Annotated in this window: 27 protein-coding genes and 4 tRNA genes; 11 read left to right on the forward strand and 20 right to left on the reverse strand. The window is 59.9% G+C overall.

Annotation, left to right across the window (positions count from 1 at the left end; translation table 11 throughout):
- From DFO48_RS23610 to DFO48_RS23635, 6 genes are all read right to left on the reverse strand, one after another.
- On the reverse strand, window positions 1–116 hold a 116-nt coding region (locus DFO48_RS23610; protein ID WP_199406992.1), incomplete at its 3' end, for a GTP-binding protein.
- 75 nt (window positions 117–191) lie between these two features.
- A tRNA-Thr gene (locus DFO48_RS23615) sits at window positions 192–266 on the reverse strand.
- A 43-nt stretch (window positions 267–309) separates the two neighbouring features.
- A tRNA-Gly gene (locus tag DFO48_RS23620) sits at window positions 310–383 on the reverse strand.
- Window positions 384–441: 58 nt separating this feature from the next.
- A tRNA-Tyr gene (locus tag DFO48_RS23625) sits at window positions 442–527 on the reverse strand.
- Window positions 528–607: 80 nt separating this feature from the next.
- A tRNA-Arg gene (locus DFO48_RS23630) sits at window positions 608–683 on the reverse strand.
- A 74-nt stretch (window positions 684–757) separates the two neighbouring features.
- Window positions 758–1378: a TetR family transcriptional regulator gene (locus DFO48_RS23635; protein WP_042438626.1), complete on the reverse strand. Its 621-nt coding sequence runs from the start codon at window positions 1376–1378 to the stop codon at window positions 758–760.
- Between the two features lie 227 nt (window positions 1379–1605).
- Here DFO48_RS23635 and DFO48_RS23640 point away from each other — a divergent pair, with 227 nt between their 5' ends.
- From DFO48_RS23640 to DFO48_RS23655, 4 genes are all read left to right on the forward strand, one after another.
- Window positions 1606–2913, forward strand: coding sequence for an efflux RND transporter periplasmic adaptor subunit (locus tag DFO48_RS23640; protein ID WP_199407051.1), 1308 nt, complete (start codon window positions 1606–1608; stop codon window positions 2911–2913).
- A gap of 12 nt (window positions 2914–2925) precedes the next feature.
- Window positions 2926–6105, forward strand: coding sequence for an efflux RND transporter permease subunit (locus DFO48_RS23645; RefSeq protein ID WP_114864971.1), 3180 nt, complete (start codon window positions 2926–2928; stop codon window positions 6103–6105).
- Complete coding sequence (locus DFO48_RS23650; RefSeq protein WP_114864972.1) at window positions 6098–7531, forward strand: efflux transporter outer membrane subunit; 1434 nt, start codon at window positions 6098–6100, stop codon at window positions 7529–7531. The genes DFO48_RS23645 and DFO48_RS23650 overlap by 8 nt, the downstream gene beginning before the upstream one ends.
- A gap of 198 nt (window positions 7532–7729) precedes the next feature.
- Complete coding sequence (locus DFO48_RS23655) at window positions 7730–8581, forward strand: cytochrome c5 family protein (protein WP_114864973.1); 852 nt, start codon at window positions 7730–7732, stop codon at window positions 8579–8581.
- Window positions 8582–8670: 89 nt separating this feature from the next.
- On the opposite strand, the gene DFO48_RS23660 is transcribed toward DFO48_RS23655, so the two are convergent.
- From DFO48_RS23660 to DFO48_RS23670, 3 genes are read right to left on the reverse strand one after another with little or no spacing between them, the layout of a single operon-like run.
- Window positions 8671–9228: a DUF2946 family protein gene (locus DFO48_RS23660; protein ID WP_003081647.1), complete on the reverse strand. Its 558-nt coding sequence runs from the start codon at window positions 9226–9228 to the stop codon at window positions 8671–8673.
- 29 nt (window positions 9229–9257) lie between these two features.
- Complete coding sequence (locus DFO48_RS23665) at window positions 9258–10229, reverse strand: YheT family hydrolase (RefSeq protein WP_114864974.1); 972 nt, start codon at window positions 10227–10229, stop codon at window positions 9258–9260.
- Window positions 10226–10981 (reverse strand): hypothetical protein, encoded by a 756-nt coding sequence (locus DFO48_RS23670; RefSeq protein ID WP_114864975.1) that lies wholly within the window; start codon window positions 10979–10981, stop codon window positions 10226–10228. Before DFO48_RS23670 ends, DFO48_RS23665 begins: the two co-directional genes overlap by 4 nt.
- Window positions 10982–11096: 115 nt before the next feature.
- Here DFO48_RS23670 and DFO48_RS23675 point away from each other — a divergent pair, with 115 nt between their 5' ends.
- The 3 genes from DFO48_RS23675 (at window position 11097) to DFO48_RS23685 (ending at window position 13212) form a co-directional block, all read left to right on the forward strand.
- The gene (locus DFO48_RS23675; protein WP_003081653.1) at window positions 11097–11714 is read left to right on the forward strand and encodes a LemA family protein; all 618 of its coding nucleotides are present in this window, start codon (window positions 11097–11099) and stop codon (window positions 11712–11714) included.
- 90 nt (window positions 11715–11804) lie between these two features.
- Window positions 11805–12671, forward strand: coding sequence for a YgcG family protein (locus DFO48_RS23680; protein WP_114864976.1), 867 nt, complete (start codon window positions 11805–11807; stop codon window positions 12669–12671).
- A 1-nt stretch (window position 12672) separates the two neighbouring features.
- Window positions 12673–13212, forward strand: a complete 540-nt coding sequence (locus DFO48_RS23685) for a TPM domain-containing protein (protein ID WP_114864977.1) — start codon at window positions 12673–12675, stop codon at window positions 13210–13212.
- A 44-nt stretch (window positions 13213–13256) separates the two neighbouring features.
- On the opposite strand, the gene DFO48_RS23690 is transcribed toward DFO48_RS23685, so the two are convergent.
- Window positions 13257–13931 (reverse strand): cold shock and DUF1294 domain-containing protein, encoded by a 675-nt coding sequence (locus DFO48_RS23690; protein ID WP_114864978.1) that lies wholly within the window; start codon window positions 13929–13931, stop codon window positions 13257–13259.
- Between the two features lie 141 nt (window positions 13932–14072).
- On the opposite strand from DFO48_RS23690, the gene DFO48_RS23695 reads away from it, so the two are divergent.
- Window positions 14073–14342, forward strand: a complete 270-nt coding sequence (locus tag DFO48_RS23695) for a hypothetical protein (RefSeq protein WP_003081677.1) — start codon at window positions 14073–14075, stop codon at window positions 14340–14342.
- Window positions 14343–14504: 162 nt separating this feature from the next.
- Here the strand turns inward: DFO48_RS23695 and DFO48_RS23700 are convergent, their stop codons facing one another.
- The 9 genes from DFO48_RS23700 to DFO48_RS23740 all read right to left on the reverse strand — a co-directional run bounded on the left by DFO48_RS23700 (window position 14505) and on the right by DFO48_RS23740 (window position 21699).
- Window positions 14505–14921, reverse strand: a complete 417-nt coding sequence (locus DFO48_RS23700; protein ID WP_003059364.1) for a F0F1 ATP synthase subunit epsilon — start codon at window positions 14919–14921, stop codon at window positions 14505–14507.
- A 144-nt stretch (window positions 14922–15065) separates the two neighbouring features.
- Window positions 15066–16475: a F0F1 ATP synthase subunit beta gene (atpD, locus tag DFO48_RS23705; RefSeq protein WP_003065399.1), complete on the reverse strand. Its 1410-nt coding sequence runs from the start codon at window positions 16473–16475 to the stop codon at window positions 15066–15068.
- A 34-nt stretch (window positions 16476–16509) separates the two neighbouring features.
- Window positions 16510–17376: a F0F1 ATP synthase subunit gamma gene (atpG, locus tag DFO48_RS23710; protein ID WP_003065400.1), complete on the reverse strand. Its 867-nt coding sequence runs from the start codon at window positions 17374–17376 to the stop codon at window positions 16510–16512.
- Between the two features lie 18 nt (window positions 17377–17394).
- Window positions 17395–18954 (reverse strand): F0F1 ATP synthase subunit alpha, encoded by a 1560-nt coding sequence (gene atpA / locus DFO48_RS23715; protein ID WP_003081692.1) that lies wholly within the window; start codon window positions 18952–18954, stop codon window positions 17395–17397.
- Window positions 18955–18999: 45 nt separating this feature from the next.
- Window positions 19000–19539, reverse strand: coding sequence for a F0F1 ATP synthase subunit delta (locus tag DFO48_RS23720; protein WP_003065404.1), 540 nt, complete (start codon window positions 19537–19539; stop codon window positions 19000–19002).
- 12 nt (window positions 19540–19551) lie between these two features.
- The gene (locus DFO48_RS23725) at window positions 19552–20022 is read right to left on the reverse strand and encodes a F0F1 ATP synthase subunit B (RefSeq protein WP_003059375.1); all 471 of its coding nucleotides are present in this window, start codon (window positions 20020–20022) and stop codon (window positions 19552–19554) included.
- A gap of 35 nt (window positions 20023–20057) precedes the next feature.
- On the reverse strand, window positions 20058–20309 hold the full coding sequence (gene atpE, locus DFO48_RS23730) for a F0F1 ATP synthase subunit C (RefSeq protein ID WP_003059376.1): 252 nt from the start codon (window positions 20307–20309) through the stop codon (window positions 20058–20060).
- Between the two features lie 45 nt (window positions 20310–20354).
- Window positions 20355–21218 carry a F0F1 ATP synthase subunit A gene (gene atpB / locus DFO48_RS23735; protein WP_003059377.1) on the reverse strand — a complete coding sequence of 288 codons (864 nt, stop codon included), beginning with the start codon at window positions 21216–21218 and terminating at the stop codon, window positions 20355–20357.
- Between the two features lie 13 nt (window positions 21219–21231).
- Window positions 21232–21699 (reverse strand): ATP synthase subunit I, encoded by a 468-nt coding sequence (locus DFO48_RS23740; RefSeq protein WP_003081699.1) that lies wholly within the window; start codon window positions 21697–21699, stop codon window positions 21232–21234.
- Between the two features lie 388 nt (window positions 21700–22087).
- On the opposite strand from DFO48_RS23740, the gene DFO48_RS23745 reads away from it, so the two are divergent.
- Genes DFO48_RS23745 through lipA form a run of 3 tightly spaced genes read left to right on the forward strand, consistent with a single transcriptional unit; the run spans window position 22088 to window position 24130 of the window.
- Window positions 22088–22405, forward strand: coding sequence for a YbeD family protein (locus DFO48_RS23745; protein WP_003081700.1), 318 nt, complete (start codon window positions 22088–22090; stop codon window positions 22403–22405).
- Between the two features lie 41 nt (window positions 22406–22446).
- The gene (lipB, locus tag DFO48_RS23750) at window positions 22447–23139 is read left to right on the forward strand and encodes a lipoyl(octanoyl) transferase LipB (protein ID WP_034350348.1); all 693 of its coding nucleotides are present in this window, start codon (window positions 22447–22449) and stop codon (window positions 23137–23139) included.
- 10 nt (window positions 23140–23149) lie between these two features.
- Complete coding sequence (gene lipA, locus DFO48_RS23755) at window positions 23150–24130, forward strand: lipoyl synthase (protein ID WP_003081713.1); 981 nt, start codon at window positions 23150–23152, stop codon at window positions 24128–24130.
- Window positions 24131–24610: 480 nt separating this feature from the next.
- On the opposite strand, the gene DFO48_RS23760 is transcribed toward lipA, so the two are convergent.
- Complete coding sequence (locus DFO48_RS23760; RefSeq protein WP_233506512.1) at window positions 24611–25561, reverse strand: YwqG family protein; 951 nt, start codon at window positions 25559–25561, stop codon at window positions 24611–24613.
- Between the last annotated feature and the right edge of the window lie 103 nt (window positions 25562–25664).

Genomic DNA, 25664 nt, shown 5'->3' on the forward strand with positions numbered 1-25664 from the left:
TGCTTGGACAGCACGGTAGCGATAGCAGCAGTCAGGGTGGTCTTGCCGTGGTCAACGTGACCGATGGTGCCCACGTTCACGTGGGGCTTGGTGCGCTCGAATTTTTCTTTTGCCATTTTTCCGACTCCGAAAAAACTAATTCACTGCAAGAGGATTTCGGCGCAACCCTATCAAGCGAGCGCACCAGAAAATGGTGCCCATGGCGGGAATCGGACCCGCGACCTCTCCCTTACCAAGGGAGTGCTCTACCACTGAGCCACATGGGCAAAGAAGCTGCAAAAACAACCTCTAAAATCTTTGCTCGCAAACTGGAGCGGGAGACGGGAATCGAACCCGCGTCATTAGCTTGGAAGGCTAGGGTTCTACCATTGAACTACTCCCGCACAGATTTACTACTGCACGTGACTGCTATTTCTAGCAATCGCTCTTCTCAACCATTGCTGGTGGAGGGGACAGGATTCGAACCTGTGTACGCGTTAGCGGGCAGATTTACAGTCTGCTGCCTTTAACCACTCGGCCACCCCTCCGAAGAGACTTGAATTGTAGCATCTATTTCCAGCTTAAAAAGAAATTTTGAAATTTCTTTTTTCTTGCCGAAGATCGATGCTGGCGCGGCTGGCGGGGATCGAACCCACGACCCTTGGCTTCGGAGGCCAATACTCTATCCACTGAGCTACAGCCGCGAATCCGTCAGGCCGCTTGCACGGCCAACAACAATTCAACAGCCGCAATTATTGCACGGGTTTGGGCACCCAAATCACAAATTCACCCGAAATCCCAAACCAGACAAGTAGACATCCACCGACATCGAACCGACCTTGACCAATGAGAAACTCCCTTCCGTCAAGACCCAACCATGTATAAGACCCACAAAAAGAGAGTGCAAGCCAAGGGCAGCCTCCTCTGGGGATACCGACAACTGCACGGACTGCCCCTGAGCTGCAGCCGCCAGGTCGTGCGCAAATTTTTCCCGAGCGAAGCCTGAACTTTCTATATGCTGCAAACGCACATCAGCCAGTTCGCCCACGTATTCCATTTTGAATAGCGCCGTCTCAAACACCTTGCGTCTGCGCTCATCCTCGTCCAAGCTCTCGAACACACAAAGGATGGAGTGACGAATGCGCTCTAGCGGCAACAGGTCACCATACCTGTCGTCACAGATTTCTTCGAAAGGCAGGCATATGCGCCCAAGCATGGAAACAAAGACATCCATCTTGTCCTTGAAATGCCAGTACACCGCCCCGCGTGTAGCCCCTGCACGCTGCGCGATATCGCCCAGAGAGGTTCGAGATACACCTTTCTCGAAAAACACCTCTTCAGCCGCATCCAGCAGCTTGGTGCGCGTCTCATCCGCTTCAGCCTTGGTTCTTCGAGCCATCACTCACCTCCCTCATCACTCGCCAGCGATAGCTCGCCGCGAGAAAAACCATTTCTCAACTGCTTTACGCAGCGTTTTCAATTATACATTTATGCATGTATGTATAATTTCCCTAGCACCGATATGCAGGAAACCATCTAGGGTTTCCACCCGAATGAGCGCTCCACTGCGGACAGCGCTCTTTTCTCGTTTTCACAATGTCAACCGGAAGGACGTTCATGCACCCGATGTATGAAGCAAACCAGGCTCCCGACAATCAGTCCAATTCAGCCGCATCCGGCACCCGCTCCATGGTCATAGGCCTGAGCTTGGCTGCTGCATTGGGCCTAGTCGCATGCAGTGACAAAAACGCGGAAGCTCAAAAAGCACAAGCAGCCGCTCAGGCACAGCCACCCGAAGTAGGTGTAGTGACGGTATCCATGCAGAACGTGCCTCTGGTCTCCGATCTGCCCGGCCGTCTGGAGCCATCGCGCATTGCTCAGGTTCGCGCCCGCGCAGCCGGCATCGTGCAAAAGCGCCTTTTCCAGGAGGGCTCGGATGTCAAGGCCGGCCAGGCCCTGTTCCAGATTGACAACACCCCGTACAAGGCCAACCTGCAGAGCGCTCAGGCGACCCTGGCACAGGCCGAAGCCAACCTTGCTCAGGCATCTGCAACCGCCCGCCGCTACAAGCCGCTGGTGGAAGCCAATGCCATCAGCAAGCAGGAGTACGACACGGCCATTGCCAACGAAAAGGCGGCACTGGCACAAGTTGCTGCAGGCAAGGCGGCAGTCACCAATGCCAACGTCAATCTGGGCTATGCCAGCGTGACAGCCCCCATCTCCGGGCGCATCGGCCGCGCTCTGGTGACGGAAGGCGCTCTGGTCGGCCAAGGCGAAGCCACACAACTGGCGACCATTCAGCAAGTCAACCCGCTGTACGTGAACCTGACCCAGTCCTCTTCCGACATCATGCGCATGCGCGAAGCGCTCAGTTCCGGCAAGTTAGCAAAGGTAGGTGACAACGCGGCGCGCGTCCACGTCTATTTGGACGATGGCAAGGAGTACGCACACACCGGCAAGCTGCTGTTCACCGACCTGACCGTGGACCCGACTACCGGCCAGGTCAGCGTGCGCGCAGAGCTGCCCAATCCCGACGGACTGCTGTTGCCCGGCACTTATGTACGCGTGCACCTGGAGCAGGCACAGGTCGAGAACGCCGCGCTGATTCCGCAACAAGCCGTGACCCGCAACGAAAAGGGCAACTTCGTCATGATCGTGGCCGAGGATGGCACCGTGGCACCGCGCCCCGTTCAGATCAGTCAGTCCAGTGGCAATAACTGGGTTGTCACATCCGGCCTGAAAGCTGGAGAAAAAGTCATGGTGGACGGCCTGATCAAGGTGGGCATGGGGGCCAAGAAAGTCAAGCCCGTCGAGATCAACAATGCGGCTGCCGGCGCACCAGCACAACCCTCTGCTGCGGCCCCCGCCGCACCTGCGCAAGAGAAAGCCGCCACACCAGCCGAAGGTGCTGGCCAAGGCCAGGCGGCCAAGTAACAGGCACGATCCATGTCAAAGTTTTTCATCCACAGACCGATCTTTGCCTGGGTGATCGCGATTTTCGTGATCATTGCGGGCGTGATCTCCATCACCAAGCTACCGGTGGCACAGTTCCCATCGGTTGCACCTCCCACCATCAACGTGACAGCGACCTACCCGGGCGCCACGTCACAGACCATGACGGACTCCGTTCTGCAACTGATCGAGCGCGAAATCAACGGCGCGCAAGGTCTGATGTACATGGAAGCCTCCGCCCCTGCGGGAGGTCAAGGCACGCTGACCGTCACCTTTGCTCCCGGCACCAACCCCGATCTGGCGCAGGTGGACGTGCAAAACCGCCTCTCGCGCGTGCTGCCCCGCCTGCCTCAGGTCGTTCAGGCCCTGGGCGTGCGCGTGGACAAGTCCATGAGCAACTTCCTGATGATTCTGGCCTTTCAGGCCGAGTCAGGAGAGACCTCTCGTGACGACATTGCCGACTATGTGAACCGCAATGTGGTGCCTGAAATCCAGCGTCTGGATGGCGTGGGCAAGGCACAGCTGTTTGCCTCGGGCCGTGCCATGCGCGTCTGGGTGGATCCGGCCAAGCTCCAGGGCTTCGGTCTGTCGATTGCATCGGTCAACGCAGCGATTGCCGCGCAGAACCAGCAGATCTCCGGTGGTGCCCTGGGCAACCTGCCCAGCACCCCTGGCACTACCACCACCGCCACGATCGTGGTGCCCGGCCAGCTGACGACGCCCGAGGAATTCGGTGAAGTGGTTCTGCGCTCCAACTCCGATGGCTCCACCGTGCGCCTCAAGGATGTGGCTCGCATCGAGCTGGGCATTGAAAGCTACGCGTTCGAGTCCCGCCTGGACGGCAAGCCCGCCGTGGCAATGGCCGTGCAGCTGACTTCTACTGCCAACGCCATGGCGACTGCCAAGCTGGTCAAGGCCAAGATGGCAGAGATGGAGCCCTTCCTGCCTGCCGGCGTGAAATGGTCCTCGCCCTACGACACCTCCAAGTTCGTGAAGATTTCCATCGAAAAGGTGGTGCACACGCTGCTTGAAGCCATCGTGCTGGTGTTCATCGTGATGCTGATCTTCCTGCAGAACATCCGCTACACCCTGATTCCTACCATCGTGGTGCCCATTGCATTGCTCGGCACCTTTGCCGTGATGCTGGTGGCCGGTCTGACCATCAACATTCTGGCCATGTTCGCCATGGTGCTGGTGATCGGTATCGTGGTGGACGATGCCATCGTGGTGGTGGAAAACGTCGAGCGCATCATGGCCGAGGAAGGTCTTCCCCCCAAGGAAGCCACCATCAAGGCCATGGGACAGATTCAAGGCGCCGTGGTCGGCATCACCGTGATTCTGGTGACGGTATTCCTGCCTCTGGCCATGTTCTCCGGCGCAACCGGCAATATCTATCGCCAGTTCTCGCTGGTGATGGCCATCTCGATCTTCTTCTCTGGCTTCTTTGCGCTGACGCTGACGCCTGCGCTTTGCGCCACCATGCTCAAGCCCATTCCCAAGGGTCACGCGCACGACAAGAAGACCGGCCTGCTCGGCCCGTTCTACAACTGGTTCAACCGCAAGTTTGAAGCCGGTACAAGGCGCTATTCAGCCGCTCTGTCCGGTGTGGTCAAGCGCTCCGTGCAGGCCTTCATCGTCTATCTGCTGGTGATCGCCGGTGTGGTCTTCATGTTCATGCGACTGCCCACGGCCTTTCTTCCCACCGAAGACCAGGGCTATGTCATCTCGCTGGCTCAGTTACCTCCCGGCGCGAGCTTGGAACGAACCAGCAAGACCATGGCTGAGCTTGAGAAATTCGCCATGAGCCAGCCTGAGACCGATCACATCGTGAGCATTCTGGGCTTCAGCTTCATGGGTCAGGGCCAGAACGTGGGCCTGGCGTTCACCACGCTCAAGGACTGGTCCGAGCGCACAGGTGCTGGCTCGGATGCCAAATCCTTCGCTGAGCGAGCCAAGGGCGCCATGTCAGCACTGCGCGATGGTTTCATCTTCACGCTGGTCCCCCCCTCCATTTCAGAGCTGGGCAATAGCGACGGTTTCACCTTCCGTCTGCAAGACCGCGGCAGCAAGGGACATGCAGCCTTGCTGGCGGCCCGCAATCAGTTGGTTGCCAAGGCCAACCAGAGCTCTGTGCTGACCGGCGTGCGCTTTGATGGCGTGGATGACGCCCCCCAATGGCAGGTGGACATCAATCGCGATGCAGTCTATGCCCAGCGCGTGAGCATGGGCGACCTTGCCTCGACGCTGGCAACGGCCCTGGGCTCGTCCAACTCCACGGACTTCCCCAACAACGGCTTTATGCAGCGCGTCACCATCCAGGCCGATGCCGCCCGCCGCATGCAACCCGAGGACGTGATGCGCCTGACGGTCCCCAACGCGCAAGGCCAGTTGGTGGAGCTTTCCACCATGGTCAGCGCCAAGTGGATCAGCGGCCCCATGCAGCTGACTCGCTACAACGGCTACCCCTCCATGAGCATCACCGGTCAGGCCAAACCCGGCTTTACCAGCGGTGACGCCATGAAGGAAATGGAGAAGCTGGCCCAGGAACTGCCCGATGGTTTCGGCTACGAGTGGACCGGTCAGTCTCTGGACGAGAAAAAGGCTGGCTCCTCGGCCATGCTGCTGTACGCGTTCTCCATCCTGGCCGTGTTCCTATGCCTGGCCGCACTGTATGAAAGCTGGAGCATCCCGCTGTCCGTGCTGCTGGTCGTGCCTTTGGGCGTGTTCGGCGCCGTGGCCGGCATGCTGATGCGCAGCATGCCCAACGACATCTACTTCCAGGTGGCGCTGATCACGGTGATCGGTCTGTCGGCCAAGAACGCCATTCTGATCGTGGAGTTCGCCAAGGACCTGCATGCGGAAGGCAAGAGCGCCCTGGAAGCCGCGCTGGAAGCCGGGCATCTGCGTTTCCGCCCTATTCTGATGACCTCGCTGGCCTTTATTCTGGGTGTGGTGCCGCTGTACATCGCCTCCGGCGCCAGCGCTGCCAGCCAGAAGGAAATCGGCACGGGCGTGTTCTGGGGCATGGTGATCGGCACGCCGATCTCTGTGTTCCTGGTGCCTGTGTTCTTTGTGGCCGTGTTCAATCTGTTTGGCAAGAAGTCCAAGCAAGACTCCAACGCCACTCCCCCGGCAGCAACTTCTGCAGCACAGGGAGGCTCGCAACATGAATAAAACCTTGCTCCCCGTAGCACTGGCCGGCGCGCTGCTAGCCAGCGGCTGCTCCTTCATCCCCACGCTGGAGCGCCCTGCCGCCCCGGTGGCCGAGCATTACTCTGCCGCCGACGAGCAGGCAGGCACCACCGCGGCCGCCGACATCCCCTGGCAGCAGTTCTACACGGACCCACGTCTGCAGCAGGTGATCCAGCTCGCGCTGGACAACAACCGCGACCTGCGTGTGGCCGTGCTCAACATCGAAAAGGCGCAGGCCCAATACCAGATCCAGCGTGCCGCCCAGTTCCCTGAGTTCGGTGTGGCAGGCAGCGCCAGCCGCCAGCCCAGCGCCACCACGGGCCGCTATGCCAACTCGTACATGGCGGGCCTTTCCATGCCCAGCTGGGAGATTGACTTCTGGGGCCGCATCGGCAGCCTCAAGCAGCAAGCTCTGGCCCAGTATCTGGCGACCGAGGAAGGCCGCAAGGCGGCCCAGATCAGTCTGATTGCAACGGTCGCCAACACCTGGCTGAACCTTCAGGCTGACGAGGAGCTGCTGGCCATTTCCCGTCGTACCCTGGGCACACGCGAGCAGTCCATCAAGCTGACCAAGCTGCGCCTGGACTCTGGCGTGGCTTCCGAGCTGGACTACCGCCAGGCTCAGTCGCTGACTGAAAGCGCACGCGCCACGCTGGCCCAGCAAGCCGGTCAGCGCGAGCGCGACGTCAACGCCCTGACGCTGCTCGTGGGCCAGGCTCTCCCGACAGATCTGCAGACCAGCATGCAAGGCAAGCAACTGCGCGATCTGCCTGCCCTGGCCGATGTGCCTTCGGGCCTGCCTTCTGACCTGCTGCTGCGCCGCCCCGACATCCGTCAGGCCGAGCAAAGCATGATCGCCGCCAATGCCAGCATTGGTGCGGCACGTGCGCTGTTCTTCCCGAACATCTCCCTGACCGCCTCGGCAGGTTTCGCAAGCTCCGACATCTCCGATCTGCTCAAGTCGGACTCTGCGGCGTTCACGATTGCGCCTTCGCTGTATCTGCCCATCTTCAATGCAGGCCGCAATCGCGCCAATCTCCAGGTTGCAGAAGCCAGCCAGAAGATTGCCGTGGCTCAATACGAAGGCTCCATCCAGTCGGCCTTCCGCGAGGTGTCCGACACCTTGGTGAATCGCCGAGCACTCAAGGAGCAGCTCGATGCCCAGTCACGTCAGCTGGAGGCTGAGCAGGTTCGCTACAAGCTGTCGGACCTGCGCTACACCAACGGTGTGGCCAGCTACCTGGATCTGCTGGATGCGCAGCGTTCACTGTTTGCACTGGAGCAGTCCGTGGTTCAGGTGCGCCTGGCGCAGCTGCAAAACCAGGTCAATCTCTACAAGGTGCTGGGCGGCGGCTGGACGGAGACAGGCGCCGGCAAAACCCCTGCGCCAGCAACTGCAGTCCAGTAATCGGGCCATTTTTGCACTCTCACACAAGGCGTCTTCGGACGCCTTTTTTCATGCCCGCCACAAATTGGCTGCACAAAGTTGATCCAACTCAACTCCTTTATGCAGCAGCCGTCAACCCGGATCGTCGTGCACTGGTGTTCTTAACCCTCACTTCTATAATGGTTTGTTAATTCCCATCCCACGATCTCAGAGGACTTCATGAGCGAGCAACACCACGAAGAAGCCCATACAGGCCCCATTAAAAAACCCAAGCAGTTGTTGCTTGCCGTCTTCTTCTCGTTTGTGGTTCCCATCTTCGTCATCATCGGTCTGGTCAAGTTCGTGACCTCGTCCGACACCTCGGGCGCGGGCACGGCCAATGCCGAAATGGCCAAGGCCATGCGCCTGCAAAAAGTGGGAACGGTGGAAATTCGTGATGCCAACCGTCCTCTGCGCGGCGGAGCCGAAGTCTTCAAGTCGCAATGCGCGGCCTGCCATGAGACCGGCATCGCCGGCGCACCCAAGTTCCAGGATGCGGCAGCCTGGGGCCCGCGTATCAAGCAGGGTCTGGAAACGCTGGTGCACTCCGCCCTGGCCGGCAAGGGCGCGATGGCTGCCCAGGGCGGCGGCGAGTTCAATGACACGGAAATTGCCCGTGGTGTGGTCTATATGGCCAATGCTGCCGGCGCCAACTTCCCCGAACCCCAACCTGCTGCCGGCGCAGCCGCCGGTGAGACTCCCGCAGCGGCAACTGCAGCCCCCGCCGCTGCACCTGCAGCAGCGGCCGAACCCGCTCCTGCGGCCGCCCCGGCTCCCGCAGCTGCCGCAGCCTCCGATGTGGGCAAGAACATCTACAACACCACCTGCATGGCTTGCCACGCCAGTGGCGTAGCCGGGGCTCCCAAGTTTGGCGACAAGGCTGCCTGGGCGCCTTTCATTGCCAAGGGCATGGACGATATGGTGCAGAAGGCCACCCAAGGTGTTGGGGCCATGCCTCCCAAGGGCGGCTCCACTGCTTCGGACGCGGACTTCAAGGCCGCCATTCAGTACATGGTCGATGCTGCCAAGTAAACCCTGCTCTCTGTCCCGCAAAAAACCGGCCTTTGGCCGGTTTTGTTATTTTTGACCAGAAGCCTTCTGTACACCACTACAGGCAGCTATCAGACTTGATGAGCCTGCGGGCTAGGCACAAAACCAAACCTCAATGGCAGCAAGGCGCTGTCGACCTCCTGCACCTCGGGCAGCACGCCACTCTCCAGCGCATTTGCGGCATCCAGCATGTCTAGGCTGTGCACCATGCCCAGGCCCTGCGGCAAAGCCAGGAAAAGCCGCCCCTGCTCATCGAGCAGCACATGCTGCACCTGTTCGGCCGCCAGCTCCTGGCCCGTGTGGCTGCTCAGCTGCAGGCCATGCTCCGTGCATCGCAGACGCCATATCCATGGCGCGCTCTCCAGCTCCACATACACGCGCTGCGGGCCGTTCTGAAAATACCAGCGGCCGTCGGACTCGGTCAGATAGTTGCGACCGATGAATTCGGCCAGCTTTTCATGGCGCAGCAGACTGCCCCTGGCACCGGGCTGGCCGCTCACAAACGTCCCGCAGGCCTGGGCCTGTTCGTCCCTGAGCCACCACTGGCCGCGCGCATCCAGACCCAGCCAGCCGCTGCAGGCCGGCACATTGGGCCATTTCGCCATGGCCTGCTTCACGATGTCATCCATCACTTATCTCCTGATCATTGCGTGGTCGCTCAAAGCCACTGCTCCAGCCATTCGGTCACGGCCAGCGGCATGGCCTGCACATGGGCAGGCCATGCACCGCTGGCAAAGCCGACATGCCCGCCATGCGGCGGCTGCCATAGCTGCACGGCTGCGCTCACCTCATCGGGCGTGGGCAGACTGTGCACCGGCACAAACGGATCGTTGCGCGCATTGAGCAGCAACAAGGGCACGGCCACTTGCTTGAGCAGGGGCTTGGCCGATGCCCGGCTCCAGTAATCATCGGCATCCCTGAAGCCATGGACCGGGGCCGTGAACACATCGTCAAAATCATGCAGGGTACGCGCGCGCTGCAGCCGTTGCCTGTCAAACAGCCCAGGCGCCTGCTGCCATTTGGCCAGTGCCTTGGGCACCAGGGTACGCATGAAGACGGGGGTGTAGATCCAGCGATTGAGCCCCTGGCCCAGATTGACGCCTCCAGCCACCAGATCCAGCGGCGCACAAATCACTGCCGCACCCTTGACGAGCTCTGCAGCCGCCTGCTGCTGCAGCCCGGCCCAGCGTGCAAGGGCATTGCCACCCAACGATACCCCCATTGCCAGCAATCCGCCGCTCGCGCGTTGCTGCAGCCGGCGCAAAATCCAGTCCACTTCGTCCGCATCGCCGGAGTGGTAGGCGCGCAGCAGGCGATTTGGTTCACCGCTGCAGCCGCGAAAATGCGGCACGGCCAGATGCCAGCCGCGCTGCGCACAGACCTGTGCCAGGGCTTTGGCGTAGTGACTCGAGGACGAGCCTTCCAGGCCGTGAAACAGCACCAGAGTGGGAGCGTTTGCACCTGCAGGATGACTTGAAAAATCAATATCAATGAAGTCGTCATCAGGCGTATCCCAGCGCTCGCGCTGCCACGCAGGAGACGCCCCTGCCTTCGCATAGAGCGCAGCCCAGATGGTCTGGACATGACCTCCAGGTTGCCACCAAGGTGCACGAAATTGTTCGAAATTCATGAGGACCCCAGCCAGCTCTGCAGCTCTGGCCCCAGAGCGTCTTTCTGCGCCGCACGCCAGACCAGTTCAGGCGGAGCCACATGAATTCCCGGCGGCGCCTTGAGCAAGGCTGCCTCCACCAAACGGGCCACATGCATGGCGCGCACAGGACGCTCCGTCTGCGGCAGCATATAGCTGAGCGCCGAAAGCATGGTATTTGCCGTGCGCTGCAGCCAATGACCGTCATTGATTTTCCGGGCTTCTCTGGCCGAGCGCACAAAAATCAGCCGTTCGAAGCCCAGTGCGGCTACGCCTTGCTCATTGAGATTGGCCAGCCCCTGCTTCAGCGCCTGGGGCAGGCTTCCCATATCGTGGGGCAGCACCACGGCGAGCGTGTGCACTCCACAGCGCCGCATCCACTGTGCCACCGCTTGCAGCTGATCCGGCTGAGGCGTCCACAAGGCTCGCTCGCGCTGGTAATAGGGACGCGGAGGCTCAAACATGATGATGCCCACATCGGCGCTCTGAACAAGCCATTGCTGCACATCGCCATCCTGCTGCGTCAGCAACGCCATGCCACGTAGACCCTGGACATAGGGCTCGCGCGCCAGCACCTGGACCAGCCCATAGTTCTGTGCACCCACCACGCGGCTGAGCACCTCGTTGCCCAGCGGCCCCGTGGCCCCGGCCAGCAACAGGCGCGGCAAGACCACAGTTTTCGGGCCGGGACGCTGTGCGCCACGCAGGGCATCGAGTGGAGAAACAGTGGACATGATTGCAATGCTAGCGCCGCTCGGCAGCTGACAGGACGACAAGCCCCGCATGCACACTTCCTGGCCAAGCCCTTATGCTATGGTTTCCGTCTCAATTTCGTGAATGGAAACACCCATGAAACGCTGGCTTCTGGCAATCGCAACTGCCGCCTCCATGCTCTCCCTCACGGGCTGCGGCTATAACGACTTTCAGCGCCTGGATGAAAAATCCAAGGCCGCCTGGAGCGAGGTGCTGAATCAGTACCAGCGCCGGTCGGACCTGATTCCGAACATAGTCGCCACAGTCAAGGGCGAGGCCAACTTCGAGCAGGAGACGTTGACCAAGGTGATCGAAGCACGCGCCAAGGCCACGTCGATTCAGGCCACTCCCGAGTTGATCAACAATCCCGAAGCCTTCAACAAGTTTCAGCAGGCGCAGGGGGAGATTTCCAGCGCGCTCTCGCGTTTGATGGTGGTTGCGGAAAGATATCCCGAACTCAAGGCCAATCAGGCGTTCCGCGATCTGCGCGTAACGCTAGAGGGTACGGAAAATCGCATCACCGTGGCGCGCAACGAATACATAGGCACCGTACAGGCCTACAACGTGCTGGCGCGCAGCTTCCCCACCAATATCACCGCCAAGGTATTCAGCTACAAGGTCAAGCCCAACTTCACGGTGCAAAACGAAGCCCAGATATCCCAGCCACCGGCCGTCGACTTCTCAACGCCCGCAGCACCTGCTGGCAACAAGTAATTGAAGGCTTGCGCTTCAAAAACCATGCACCGCATACCTCAAGCTCTTATAAATAAAGCGCTTGCAGCTATTGTTTTTGTATGGCTGACAATGCTTGCGGCACTGCCAGTCTGGGCGCAAGGTGCTGCAGGCACGCAACTGCAGCCTGTGCCCGAGCTCACTGCGCGCATCATCGACCAGACCGGCACGCTGAGCCCGGGCGATCTGCAATCGCTGAGCGAGCAGCTCAAGAAGCTCGAGGATGAGACCGGCGCCCAGGTCGCCGTGCTCATGGTTGCCACCACGGCCCCGGAAGACATCGCCGCCTATGCCTGGCGTGTGGCCAGCAGCTGGAAGCTGGGACGCAAGGACATAGGCGACGGCTCTCTCATCGTCGTGGCCAAGAACGACAGGCGCATGCGCATCGAGGTGGCGCGAAAGCTCGAAGGCGCCATCCCCGACATCCAGGCCGCACGCATCATCGATGGCGCCATGAAGCCGCGCTTTCGCGCCAATGACTATGCAGGTGGACTGTCTGCCGCCATCGAGCAGATGAGCCTGCTGATTCATGGCGAGAAACTGCCCGCCCCGCAATCCCAGCCGCGCAAGTCCAGCAAGTCCTGGGCCGACCAGCTGGACTTTCTGCTACCTCTGCTGTTCTTCGGCTTTCCGATTGGGATTGCCATCGCCCGCGCCATCTTTGGCCGCGTGTTGGGTTCGCTGCTCATTGGCGGCATTGCCGGGGTGGCCGCCTATGTGGTCACCACCAGCCTGTTGATTGCAGGCGTGGCAGGATTTCTGGGCCTGATCTTCACCCTGCTCTCCAATCTCTCGCGCGGCGGGGGCGGACCGTATATCAGCACCGGCGGGGGTGGCGGCTGGAGCAGCGGCAGTGGAGGCGGCTTCAGCTCGGGGGGCGGTTTCAGCTCCGGTGGCGGCGGCAGCTTTGGTGGCGGTGGCGCCTCGGGGGATTGGTGAAATGAGCAATATCTTCCAACGCCTGGCACGCCTGGTGCGACACCGCTGGGCCGAACAGCATCTGCGCAAGGCCTTGCCGCCTGCCACGCTCAAGGAGCTGGAACTGCTGATTGCCAAAAGCGAGCTGGGCCACACCGGCCAAGTCCGCATCTGCGTCGAGGCCGGCCTGCCCTGGAGCTATATCTGGCGTGATGCCACGGCCCGCCAGCGTGCGCTCTCGCAGTTCGCCAAACTCCATGTCTGGGACACGGAGCACAACAACGGCGCACTCATCTACCTGCTGCTGGCCGACCACGCCATAGAAATCGTGGCCGACCGCGCCCTGGACCGCACCATGAGCGCCGAGCAATGGCAAACGTTGATCAGCGATATGCAGTCTGCCTTCCAGGGTGGGCATTTCAGCGTGGGCCTGGTATCGGCATTGGAGCGCGTCAACCGGCAACTGCAGGCGCATTTCCCGCGCAGATCGGCGGCCAACACGCAGCGAAACCTGCCCGATGCGCCCGTGGTCCAAAGGCATCTGCCGGGCCTCAGCCGCTGATCCGGTTCTGCAGCCGCATCCACCGACTGCAGCCCTCAGAAGCCTCAGGCCAGCACATGTCGCCCATACGGCGAACACAGCCAGAGCACGGCCGCCACATTGATCAGGACCATGAGCCAGAACTGCAGCTGAAAGCTGGTCTTGCTGCTTTTGTGGCGCAGCCACTGCTGGGCCAGCAGGGCACCGGGCCAGCCTCCGGCCAGCGCCATGGTCTGCAGCGTTTTTTCCGGCGTGCGCCACTGCCCCTTCTGAGCGGCCCATTTGTCCTGCCAGTAGGCCATGAAGGTCAGCACGCTGAGGCCCGCATAGACAATCCAGAAGATGCGCGGTACGCCCCAGATCACGGCGGCGGCCAACATCATCAGCAGCCAGACCAGCAACACGCCATAACTGAAGCCACTGGAGGCATGCCAGCCCTGAGGAGCTGTACGCGAGGACTGCAAACGCCCGGCTGACGAGTTGTTGCGCCGCACCGAAGAGGGGCGAGCCTGAGGCAGTGAACCGCCAGCTAGCCACGCAACCTGAAGCGCGCGCTTCTTGCCTTGCTCCATGCCGACGGCAAACTCCAGGCGCAGGCCAGGCTGAGGACGCTGATCTGCTGGCGGGCGCGGCTCAAAAGCACTGATATGGACAAACAGGCGTTCACCACCGCCATCGGCTTCTATCCAGCCAAAGCCACGCTCGTCATTCCATTGCGTCAAGGTACCGCTATAGCGCATCTCCGTCCTTTGTTGTTTTTGGCACCGCAAACAGGCCCGGTGATGCAAAAAGCAGGCGGGCCCCATCCAGAAAAAACCTTTTCCCCCGCATGGCTGTGTTAGTTTTGGGGCAGCCGTATTTTCTTAAGAAAGCACTCAAGCATGCAGAAATCTTTGTTCTCTCTGGCCATCATCAGCTCTGCCTTGGCACTGAGCGCCTGCTCCTCCATCAGCCCCAGAGGCGCCGAGACGCCGGCCGAATACGACTACGCACTGAGCTGCAAGCTCAAGGAAGATGATCCCAAGAAGTGCGAAGCCCAGATTCGCGCCCTTTGCGAGGACCCCAGCAAGGCCGTGGTTCGCAAGTCGCGCCATGTGGACCCCAAGGACAACTCCGTGGTCTACGGCTATCAGGCCGCCTGCAACGGCTAAGCCGCTTGCGCGCTGCTGCGGCCCTGAATCCTGCTGATTTCGCGATTAATCCCTTTTGGGACAAGCGCAATGCGCTTCGATTTTTGCAGCAGCTGCCCGTAAAAAAGCCACCGCATGCGGTGGCTTTTTTGCTGCTGATGCATGTGCTCGGGGCACAGCACATCAACGCTTTTGGCGGTACTTGCGCAGAGCGGCAATCTGAGCTGCCATGACAGCCAGCTCGGACTGTGCACGGGCAATGTCCAGTTCGCCCTTGGCGTTCTTCAGGGCTTCCTCAGCGGCAGCCTTGGCCTTTTGCGCCTTTTCATCGTCCAGATCCTTGCCGCGGATGGCGGTGTCGGACAGCACGGTCACGCAGTTGGGTTGCACTTCCAAAATGCCACCGGCCACGAAGACGAACTCTTCGCTGCCATCAGGCATTTCGATGCGCACCGAACCCGGCTTGATGCGGGTGATCAGCGGTGTGTGGCGGGGATAAATGCCCAGCTCGCCCGCTTCGCCGGGCAAGGCGACAAAGCGCGCTTCACCGGAGAAGATGGACTCTTCGGCACTGACCACATCAACGTGAATAGTGTTCATCTTTGCTCCTAGAAAAGGTTGAGGCTAGTTCCTAAAAACAGCATGGCCTAGCTCAGGGACGCTGAGCAAGGGCCACCCCGCAGCGATAACGTCGTCCCCCTCGTGAGGGGGAGGCGGCGCAGCCGCTAGGGGGTTGCCGTTTATTTAGGCTGCCAGCTTCTTGGCCTTCTCGAAGGCTTCGTCGATGGTACCAACCATGTAGAAAGCCTGTTCGGGCAGGTGGTCGGCTTCGCCGTTCACGATCATCTTGAAGCCACGGATGGTTTCAGACAGGGGAACGTACTTGCCGGGAGCGCCGGTGAACACTTCAGCCACGTGGAAAGGCTGCGACAGGAAACGCTGGATCTTACGAGCACGAGCCACGGTCAGCTTGTCTTCGGGAGCCAGTTCGTCCATGCCCAGAATCGCGATGATGTCGCGCAGTTCCTTGTAGCGCTGCAGTGTGCCCTGCACTTGGCGAGCCACCTTGTAGTGCTCTTCGCCAACCACTTGGGGGTCCAGCTGACGGCTGGTGGAGTCCAGAGGATCCACAGCGGGGTAGATACCCAGCGAAGCGATGTCACGGGACAGCACCACGGTGGAGTCCAAGTGAGCAAAAGTCGTGGCGGGCGAGGGGTCGGTCAAGTCATCCGCTGGCACGTAAACGGCCTGGATGGAAGTGATCGAGCCGACCTTGGTGGAGGTAATACGCTCTTGCAGCTTACCCATTTCTTCAGCCAGGGTAGGCTGGTAGCCCACGGCGGAAGGCATACGGCCCAGCAGAGCGGACACTTCGGTACCGGCCAGTGTGTAGCGGTAGATGTTGTCCACGAAGAACAGCACGTCCTTGCCTTCGTCACGGAACGACTCAGCCATGGTCAGGCCGGTCAGCGCCACGCGCAGACGGTTTCCTGGGGGCTCGTTCATCTGACCGTAAACCATGGCAACCTTGGACTCGCCCAGGTTCTCTTGGTTCACAACGCCAGCGTCGGACATTTCGTGATAGAAGTCGTTACCTTCACGGGTACGCTCACCCACACCAGCGAACACCGACAGACCGCTGTGGGCCTTGGCGATGTTGTTGATGAGTTCCATCATGTTCACGGTCTTGCCCACACCGGCACCACCGAACAGGCCCACCTTGCCGCCCTTGGCGAAGGGGCAGACCAAGTCGATCACCTTGATACCGGTTTCCAGCAGTTCCTGCGAAGGCGACAGTTCGTCGTATGCAGGAGCCTTGCGGTGGATGGCTGCGGTCAGGGTCTGGTCCACGGGACCACGTTCGTCGATGGGGTTGCCCAGCACGTCCATGATGCGGCCCAGGGTAGCCTTACCCACGGGAACGGTGATGGGGTTGCCGGTGTTGGTGACCATCAGGCCACGCTTCAGACCGTCCGAAGAACCCAGGGCAATGGTACGCACCACGCCGTCGCCCAGCTGCTGCTGAACTTCCAGGGTCAGGGCCGAGCCTTCCAGCTTCAAGGCGTCATACACCTTGGGCACCTGGCCGTGGGCAAACTCCACGTCCACCACGGCGCCGATACATTGAACAATCTTGCCTTGTACTTGAGCCATTTTTTGCTCCAATCTGTTTGTTCGTTAAAGCCGTTTACACAGCGGCTGCGCCTGCCACGATTTCCGACAGCTCAGTCGTAATCGCTGCCTGACGCGTCTTGTTGTAGACCAGCTTCAACTCGCTGATGACGTTGCCGGCGTTGTCGGTAGCGGCCTTCATGGCCACCATGCGCGCCGATTGCTCGGACGCCATGTTTTCCGCAACTGCCTGATACACGAGGGACTCCACGTAACGAACCAGCAGTTCGTCGATGACGCTCTGAGCGTCAGGTTCGTAGATGTATTCCCAGGATGCACCCGTCTTCTCGGCTTGCAATTTTTCGGACGACAGGGGGAGCAGTTGCTCCACCACCGACTCCTGCTTCATGGTGTTGATGAACTTGGTGTACGCCAGGTACACCGCGCTCAGCTTGCCTTCAGCATATTGGTCCAGCAACACCTTGACAGGCCCGATGAGCTTGTCGAGGTGAGGCGTGTCGCCCAAGCCTGTAGCGTGAGAGACCACCTTGGCACCGACACGGTTCAGGAAACCCAGTCCCTTGCCGCCAATGGCCACTGCATCTGTCGCAACACCCGCATCCTGCAGTTCGCGCAACTTGTTGGTGACGACACGCAACACGTTGGTGTTCATGCCGCCGCACAAACCCTTGTCGGTCGTCACCACGATGACGCCGACCTTCTTGGCATCGTTCACTTGCATGAACGGATGCACATATTCAGGGTTAGCTTCGCCAAGATGGGCTGCAATGTTGCGGATTTTTTCGCTATATGGACGGGCAGCCAGCATCCGGTCCTGCGCCTTGCGCATTTTGGATGCAGCCACCATCTCCATGGCTTTGGTGATCTTCTTGGTGTTTTCCACCGATTTGATCTTGCCGCGTATTTCCTTACCTGCTGCCATGATGACTCCTCGCCGGTATTAAGCGAAGGACTTCTTGAATGCAGTAATGGCTGCAGTCAGTTCAGCTTCGTCCTTGCCTTCCTTGTCGAAAGCACGCTTTTCGTTCAGACGGTCGAGCAAAGCGCCGTGGCTGGTCTTCAGGAACTGGTGCAGACCAGATTCGAAGGGCAGCACTTGCTTGACTTCGATGTCGTCCATGAAGCCCTTGTTCACTGCGAACAGCGAAGAAGCCATCAGAGCGGTCGACAGGGGCGAGTACTGAGCCTGCTTGAGCAGTTCGGTCACGCGGGCACCGCGGTCCAGCTGCTTGCGGGTTGCATCGTCCAGATCGGAAGCGAACTGCGCGAAGGCAGCCAGTTCACGGTACTGAGCCAGGTCGGTACGGATACCGCCGGACAGGCCCTTCACAACCTTGGTCTGAGCAGCACCACCCACGCGGGACACCGAAATACCGGCGTTGATAGCGGGGCGCACGCCAGCGTTGAACAGGCTGGTTTCCAGGAAGATCTGGCCGTCAGTAATCGAAATCACGTTCGTGGGAACGAAAGCGGACACGTCGCCAGCCTGTGTCTCGATGATAGGCAGAGCGGTCAGAGAACCGGTCTTGCCCTTGACTTCACCCTTGGTGAATGCTTCGACGTAGTCGGCATTCACGCGAGCGGCACGCTCCAGCAGACGGCTGTGGAGATAAAACACGTCGCCGGGGAAGGCTTCACGTCCGGGAGGACGACGCAGCAGCAGCGAAACCTGACGGTAGGCCACAGCTTGCTTGGACAGATCGTCATAAACGATCAGAGCGTCTTCGCCGCGGTCGCGGAAGTATTCGCCCATCGTGCAGCCGGAGTAGGCCGACACGTACTGCATGGCAGCGGATTCGGAGGCGGTAGCAGCCACGACGATGGTGTATTCCATCGCGCCAGCTTGTTCCAGCGCGCGCACCACGTTCTTGATCGAAGAAGCCTTCTGACCAATGGCAACGTACACGCAGATAACGCCCTGGCCCTTCTGGTTGATGATGGCGTCGATAGCGACAGCCGTCTTACCAGTCTGACGGTCACCAATGATCAGTTCACGCTGACCACGGCCCACGGGAACCATGGAGTCGATGGACTTGATACCGGTTTGCAGGGGCTGATCCACGGATTGACGTGCGATCACGCCAGGAGCGACCTTCTCGATCACGTCCGTCATCTTGGCGTTGATGGGGCCCTTGCCGTCGATCGGCTGACCCAGGGCGTTCACCACGCGGCCGACCAGCTCGGGGCCCACGGGCACTTCCAGAATACGGCCGGTGCACTTGACGGTGTTGCCTTCTGCGATGTGCTCGTAAGCACCCAGAATCACGGCGCCCACGGAGTCGCGCTCCAGGTTCAGAGCCAGACCGTAAGTGGGTTGACCGTCGGCGCCTGCGGGGAATTCCAGCATTTCGCCAGCCATCACGTCCGACAGGCCGTGCACGCGCACGATACCGTCAGTCACCGACACCACGGTGCCTTGGTTACGGACGTCAGTGCTAGCAGCCAGCCCTTCGATGCGGCTCTTGATCAGTTCAGAAATTTCTGCGGGATTGAGTTGCATGACTCTTTCCTTCTTTCTTGTGTGTTAGCCGAGACCTCAAGCGCATTACGCGGTGAGGGCCGCTTTCATTTGTTCCAGACGGGCCTTGACGGAGGTGTCCAGCACCTCGTCGCCCACCACGACGCGAACGCCACCGATCAGCGATTCATCGAGCTTCACGGTGAGATTCAGCTTGCGGCCAAAGCGCTTTTCCAGCGTGGCGCCAAGCTCGGCCAGCGCTGCATCCTCAATCGGGAAAGCGCTGTACACCACGGCATCCGAAGAGCCGCTCTTGCTGTTCACGAGGCTGCGGAACTGGGCTGCCACTTCAGGCAGCACGTCCAGACGGCCGTTTTCGAGGACCACACGCAGGAAGTTGCGTGCGGACTCGGGCAATGCCGACTTGGCCACACCCGTGATGAGATCGAACACTTGCGCGTCGCTCACGTTCGGGTTGTCGGCCAGTTGGCGCAATTGCGGATTGGCGGCAATCGCCGCCAATTCCTCCACCCAAGCGACAGTGCTGTTCAAATCTGCAGCCTTGTCGGCGCAGGCTTTGAACAATGCTTCGGCGTAAGGGCGGGCAATGGTGGCGAGTTCTGCCATTTTTTGCTTTCCTTACAGCTCTGTCTTCAGGCGGTTCAGCAGATCAGCGTGGATACCGGCATTGACTTCCTTCTTCAGGATCTGCTCGGCACCCTTGACGGCCAGCGCTGCCACTTGCTCACGCAGGGCTTCACGGGCAGCAATGGCTTGCTGGTCAGCTTCAGCGCGGGCCGCAGCAACAATCTTGTTGCCTTCTTCTGTCGCGCGGGCCTTGGCTTCTTCGATGATGGCCTGGGCGCGGCGTTCGGCGTCCGCAAGCCGCGAAGCTGTTTCGTTGCGCGTCTGGGCCAATTCCTGCTCGACGCGCTTGTTAACAGCGGTCAGTTCGGTCTTGGCCTTGTCGGCAGCAGCGAGGCCATCGGCGATTTTCTGGGCTCGCTCATCCAGTGCCTTCGCGATCGGGGGCCACACGAACTTCATCGTGAACAGCGCCAGAACCAGGAAAACACCAAGCTGAACGAACAGGGTCGCGTTAATACTCACGGCAACACCTTTCTATTTAGGGCGTTGAACGGAGCTTAGGCAACCAGTTGGAAGGGGTTGGCGAAGGCGAACAGCAGAGCGATAGCCACACCGATCAGGAAGGCGGCGTCGATCAGACCAGCCAAGATGAACATCTTGGTTTGCAGTTCGTTGATCAGCTCAGGCTGACGTGCCGAGGATTCCAGGAACTTGCCACCCATCAGAGCGATACCGATCGAAGCGCCGATAGCGCCCAGACCAACAATCAGACCACAAGCCAGAGCGACGAGACCGAGAACGTTTTCCATGATGACTCCTAGGGATTAAAGAAAGGTTGAGTGAAAGAAAGGATTTCAGTGAGCTTCATGTGCCTGGCCGAGGTAAATCAGCGTCAGCATCATGAAAATGAAGGCTTGCAGGGTAATGATCAGGATGTGGAAGATCGCCCAGATCGAACCTGCAATGATGTGCCCCACGGGGAGCAACACACCGGAAAGCGACATGGCAGCCGCACCGCCCATCAAGGCGATCAGACAGAACACCAACTCACCAGCGTACATATTGCCGAACAGTCGCATACCGTGCGAAACCGTCTTGGCAATGTATTCAATGATTTGCATGGCCAGGTTCACAACACCCAGGATCACAGCAAACACGGGATTCTTAGAGGTACCGAACGGAGCGGTCACCAGTTCGTGAGCCCAGCCGCCCATGCCCTTGATCTTCACCGAGTAGATCAGGCACAGCACCAGCACGCCGGTCGACAGGCCCAGAGTGGTGGACAGGTCGGCGGTAGGCACGACACGCAGGTAGGCATGGGAGTCGCCCTGGGCGGTCTGCCACAGCACGGGCAGCAGATCCACAGGCAGCATGTCCATTGCGTTCATCGCGAAGATCCAGACGAACACGGTCAGTGCCAGAGGAGCGATGAACTTGCGAGATTCAGCGTTGTGAATATTGGCCTTGGCCTGGTTGTCCACCATCTCGACCAGCATTTCCACCGCAGCCTGGAAACGACCGGGAACGCCGGAAGTCGCCTTGCGGGCAGCCAGCCAGAGGACGAACAGGCACAAAGCGCCCAGAGTCACACTCACGGCAATCGAATCCAGATTGAACACGGAGAAGTCGATGATGGACTTCTGCTTGATGTTCTGGAGGTGTTGCAAGTGGTGAACGATGTATTCACTTGCAGTTGGTGCGTGCGCTTCTGCGGCCATCGGTCAACTTCTCTCAAATATCAATCGGTTTTTGGACACTGGATCGCACCAGAAGCGCAACCCAATACGTTTTCATCACAACAATCAAGCCGACCAGCAGCGCCAGCCAGCTCAGGTCAGGTACCAGCTTGGGTGCAGCCGCCAACATGGCGATGCACAGCACCAGCTTCACCAGCTCCCAACCGAAAATTCCCGCCATGGCCGCCCCGGCACCTCCCGCCCGCTGACGAACCACACCTCTTGCAAACAGCGCTGCAGGCAACACGACCGCCAGCGCTCCATACGCTGCCGACCAGCCTGCGGCTGCACGCCCCGTAATCAACCACGACAGCAAAGCCACGATAACGCCGACCAGCGTCTGAACGATGACGATGCGCCAGACCGAAACCTGCGGAAAGCGCGAACGCCATGCAGAGGCTTCTTGTGCAGTCAGGGGCTTGAAGTCTTCGACTTCGTCCTCATCCTGAAAATCAGCGGGCATGTTTGTCATGTTTTCTTTCACACCGCTGACCAAGCAAGAGCCGGACAAGACTTTTTACAAAGCCTCTGATTATAAGTAAAAACCCCCGTCGTTAGATAGGGGTTGATACTGTCATGCGCAAAACGTCTTTGACAAGACCTGAGGGTTGTCGCCGAGTGACAACATCTGCCTCCCTCAGCTTTGGTGCGGCGCGAGTGTGCCCTAGTTGAAATACCTGATTACCCTGAATTGTCTGCCACCTGCCAGGGGCTTTGCCGGTTTGCAAGCCTCGCCAAACCCTGGATTAGGCCCACGCGCGCAGGACTGCCCTGCGTGGCGCACAATCTTTCTTACTCATTGACAGGCTGTTTCACCAACGGCAATTTTTCATTCCAGCCAAGGACTCTTCATGAGCGACACGCCCAACCCATCTGCCGCCAACGAGAACGGCCAGCAAGAAGACCCGCGCAAGGATTCGCTGATCGAGTATCCGAGCCAGTTCCCCATCAAGGTAATGGGCGTCAAGAATGAGCATCTGGTGCACGAGATCACCAAGATCGCTGAACAATTCGACCCCAGCTTCGATGCCAGCACGGTCGAGCTGCGCCCCAGCTCTGGCGGCAACTACCTGGGCGTGACCATCACCATCACGGCCACCAGCCGCGAGCAGCTGGACGATACCTACCGCGCACTGACCTCTCACCCCCTGGTGAAGGTCGTGCTGTGAGCCACAACCCGATTGCTTCCGCCTTGCAGCCCCCCGAAGCCATGGACCTGCGCTTTCTGGGGCGCACCGGCTATGAAGCAACGGTGGTCGCGATGCAGGAGTTCACGCGCACACGCAACTCGGCCACACGGGACGAAGTCTGGGTGTGCGAGCACTCACCTCATTTCACCCAGGGACTGGCCGGCAAAGCCGACAATGTGCTGAACCCCGGCGATATTCCCGTGGTGGCTACCAATCGCGGTGGCCAGGTGACCTATCACGGCCCCGGCCAGGTGGTGGCTTATCCGCTGCTGGATCTGCAACGCATGGGCTACTTCGTCAAAGAGTATGTGTATCGGCTGGAAGATGCGGTGATCCGCACGCTGGATCATTTCGGCGTTACCGGCCACCGCGTGGCAGGCGCCCCCGGTATCTATGTGCGCCTGGACGACCCGCGCAGCCACGCCATGCTGGAGCAGCGCCCGCAGCACCGCGAAGCGGGCAGCCCGGCGCCCGAGCCGCATTTCGAGGGTCTGGGCAAGATTGCCGCCCTGGGCATCAAGGTCAGCCGCCACAGCACCTACCACGGAGTGGCCCTCAATGTCGATATGGATTTGGAACCTTATTTGCGAATCAACCCTTGCGGATACGCAGGGCTGAGGACGGTGGACCTTTCTACAATCGGCGTACAGACAACCTGGGACGAGGCCGCAGCCGTGCTGGGCCGCCAGCTGAAGGCGCGTCTCTCTCCCTGAAGGCAAGATCATGAGCACCAATGAAGTCGTGCGCGAAGCGCAGTCCGCCGCAAACTACAACCCGCTGGCCAAGCAGAAGGCTGCCGCCAAGCTGGCACGCATCCCCGTGAAGGTGGAGCAGGCCGAAGTCCTCAAGAAGCCCGAGTGGATTCGCGTCAAGGCCGGCAGCCCCAGCACGCGCTTTTACGAGATCAAGGACATTCTGCGCAAGAACAATCTGCACACGGTCTGCGAAGAAGCCAGCTGCCCGAATATCGGCGAATGCTTTGGCAAGGGCACGGCCACCTTCATGATCATGGGCGACAAGTGCACGCGCCGCTGCCCTTTCTGCGACGTGGGCCATGGCCGCCCCGATCCGCTGGATGTGAACGAGCCGCTGAATCTGGCGCGCACCATTGCCGCGCTGCGCCTGAAGTACGTGGTGATCACCAGCGTGGACCGCGACGACCTGCGCGACGGCGGCTCTGGCCACTTTGTGGAATGCATCAAGAACATCCGCGAGCTCTCGCCCGAGACGCAGATCGAGATCCTGGTTCCCGACTTCCGCGGCCGTGACGACCGCGCACTGGAAATCCTCAAGTCGGCTCCGCCCGATGTGATGAACCACAATCTGGAAACCGCGCCACGCTTGTACAAGGAAGCGCGCCCCGGCTCCGACTATCAGTTCAGCCTGAACCTGCTCAAGAAGTTCAAGGAACTGCACCCCGATGTGCCGACCAAGAGCGGCATCATGGTGGGCCTGGGCGAGACGGACGAGGAAATCCTGCAGGTGATGCGCGATATGCGCGCCCACAACATCGACATGCTGACCATCGGCCAGTATCTGGCGCCCACCAACAGCCACCTGCCCGTGCGCCGCTACGTGCACCCCGACACCTTCAAGATGTTCGAGCAGGAGGCCTACAAGATGGGCTTCACCCACGCTGCCGTGGGCGCAATGGTGCGCTCCAGCTACCACGCTGACCAGCAGGCACATGCCGCCGGCGTCTGATCACCGAAGAAGGTGCTCACCCACAAGCAGCCCAAGGGCTGCTTTTTTCATGGCCGCACGCAACGGGCAGTGTTGCACTGCCCCAGGATCTGCCAAAAAATAAAGCTCCTGAATAAGGAGCTTGGTGCGCTTTTCTGGTAAAGCTTACATAGCCAATTCATATCAGGATCGTTGCAAATCATGAGATGCAAGCTATGAAATTTGAATAACCCACCGTTTGCATCGAAAAAACGCCTGGCTAACCGGCAAACCGCTGGCTGGCAAAAACGACTGCAGGCTGAACAGGCCCGACGAGTCGCCCCACGATGAAACTGAGCCATGCAGCACTTGATACCCCACCAGAGTCCTGTGCTGCAAGCTGGGATGGATATTAACATTAAATGAGAATCAATATCAATTAATGTTAGTAGAAAATTTCAAGCATCTTCACTTCCCGCATGAATGACAGGCCAACCAGCTTGTACAGCAGCGCCGCAGCCATCAATAGCACTGCAAAACCATCCATGCGTTATCAAAGCGGCGCGCGCGAAGATCATCCCGGCGAATCCACAGGTAAAGCTGGCCACTGTCACCCCAGCTCATGCCCGCTTTATCGTCGCTGCCCATTTGCAGCAGCAACACCCAGTCAGTGGCCGTGTCTCGCACAGACTGCAGTTGGGGGTTTGAGTAAGCGTTGCCGCTGCCACAGTAATGCCCTGCCGCCACTAACGCGCACTCCACCTGCATATTGCCCTGCACTGGTGTGGGCCAGCCACCCACGCGATGGCAGCAGGCATCTTCTCCATCGTTGCTGGCGGCGTTGCCCGGATCATCCAGCCACCAATCCGCAAATGTGTCTGACTGCGCATCAGTGAGCTCAATGTTCAGACTGTCCCATTGCGCGGTCTCCATGGGCAACGGCGTGCTGCAAGCGTGCAATTCGCAAGCCACAGGACTGAACTGCCAGTCCGCGCCCAGCATTCGCAGTTTTTGCGGTAACGCTCGACGCTGCAAAGCAGCTGCATCTTCATGAAACAACACCGTCAGCGCACAGCTATCTGCCGGGTCATAGCCCCAAGGGCATTCCACCGCGTCATAAAAGACCGAGAGAACTCCGCTGCGCGGAAAGTCTTCATCCGCCGCACCAGTTGCATGCACATCAGCAAAGTTGACCTGCGCGAGAAAGTTCAGCGGAAAAGGGTTCTCCAGACGCTCGATATGCAGCAGCGCTTCTTCGCGAATTTTCTGTGCCTGTTCTGGCTTGGCCCATCGCCAGCGGCTGTCGGGAGCAACGCTGTCTTCGCGATGAGGCTTCACCCGCTGCTCATGGTCCGGATAGCGTCCTCGCTCGGGCCAGGCCACACCGGCAGGCAGGTCGGGGCAGCCGCCCAATTTGGTGCTGCCGGACGCAATCTCCGCTTCATCCTCCACCGCAGTGGTCTGCAGCCACACAGCCGCCCTGGCTTGCGCAGCCAGTTGCTGCGCAAGCGCTGCATCGCCCAGCACCGGCTCAAGCGCACGGGCGATTTCCTGCGAATTTGCGTAATTCATCCAT

It is taken from the genome of Comamonas sp. AG1104, from assembly GCF_003350425.1.
In the GTDB taxonomy this organism is placed as follows: domain Bacteria; phylum Pseudomonadota; class Gammaproteobacteria; order Burkholderiales; family Burkholderiaceae_C; genus Comamonas; species Comamonas testosteroni.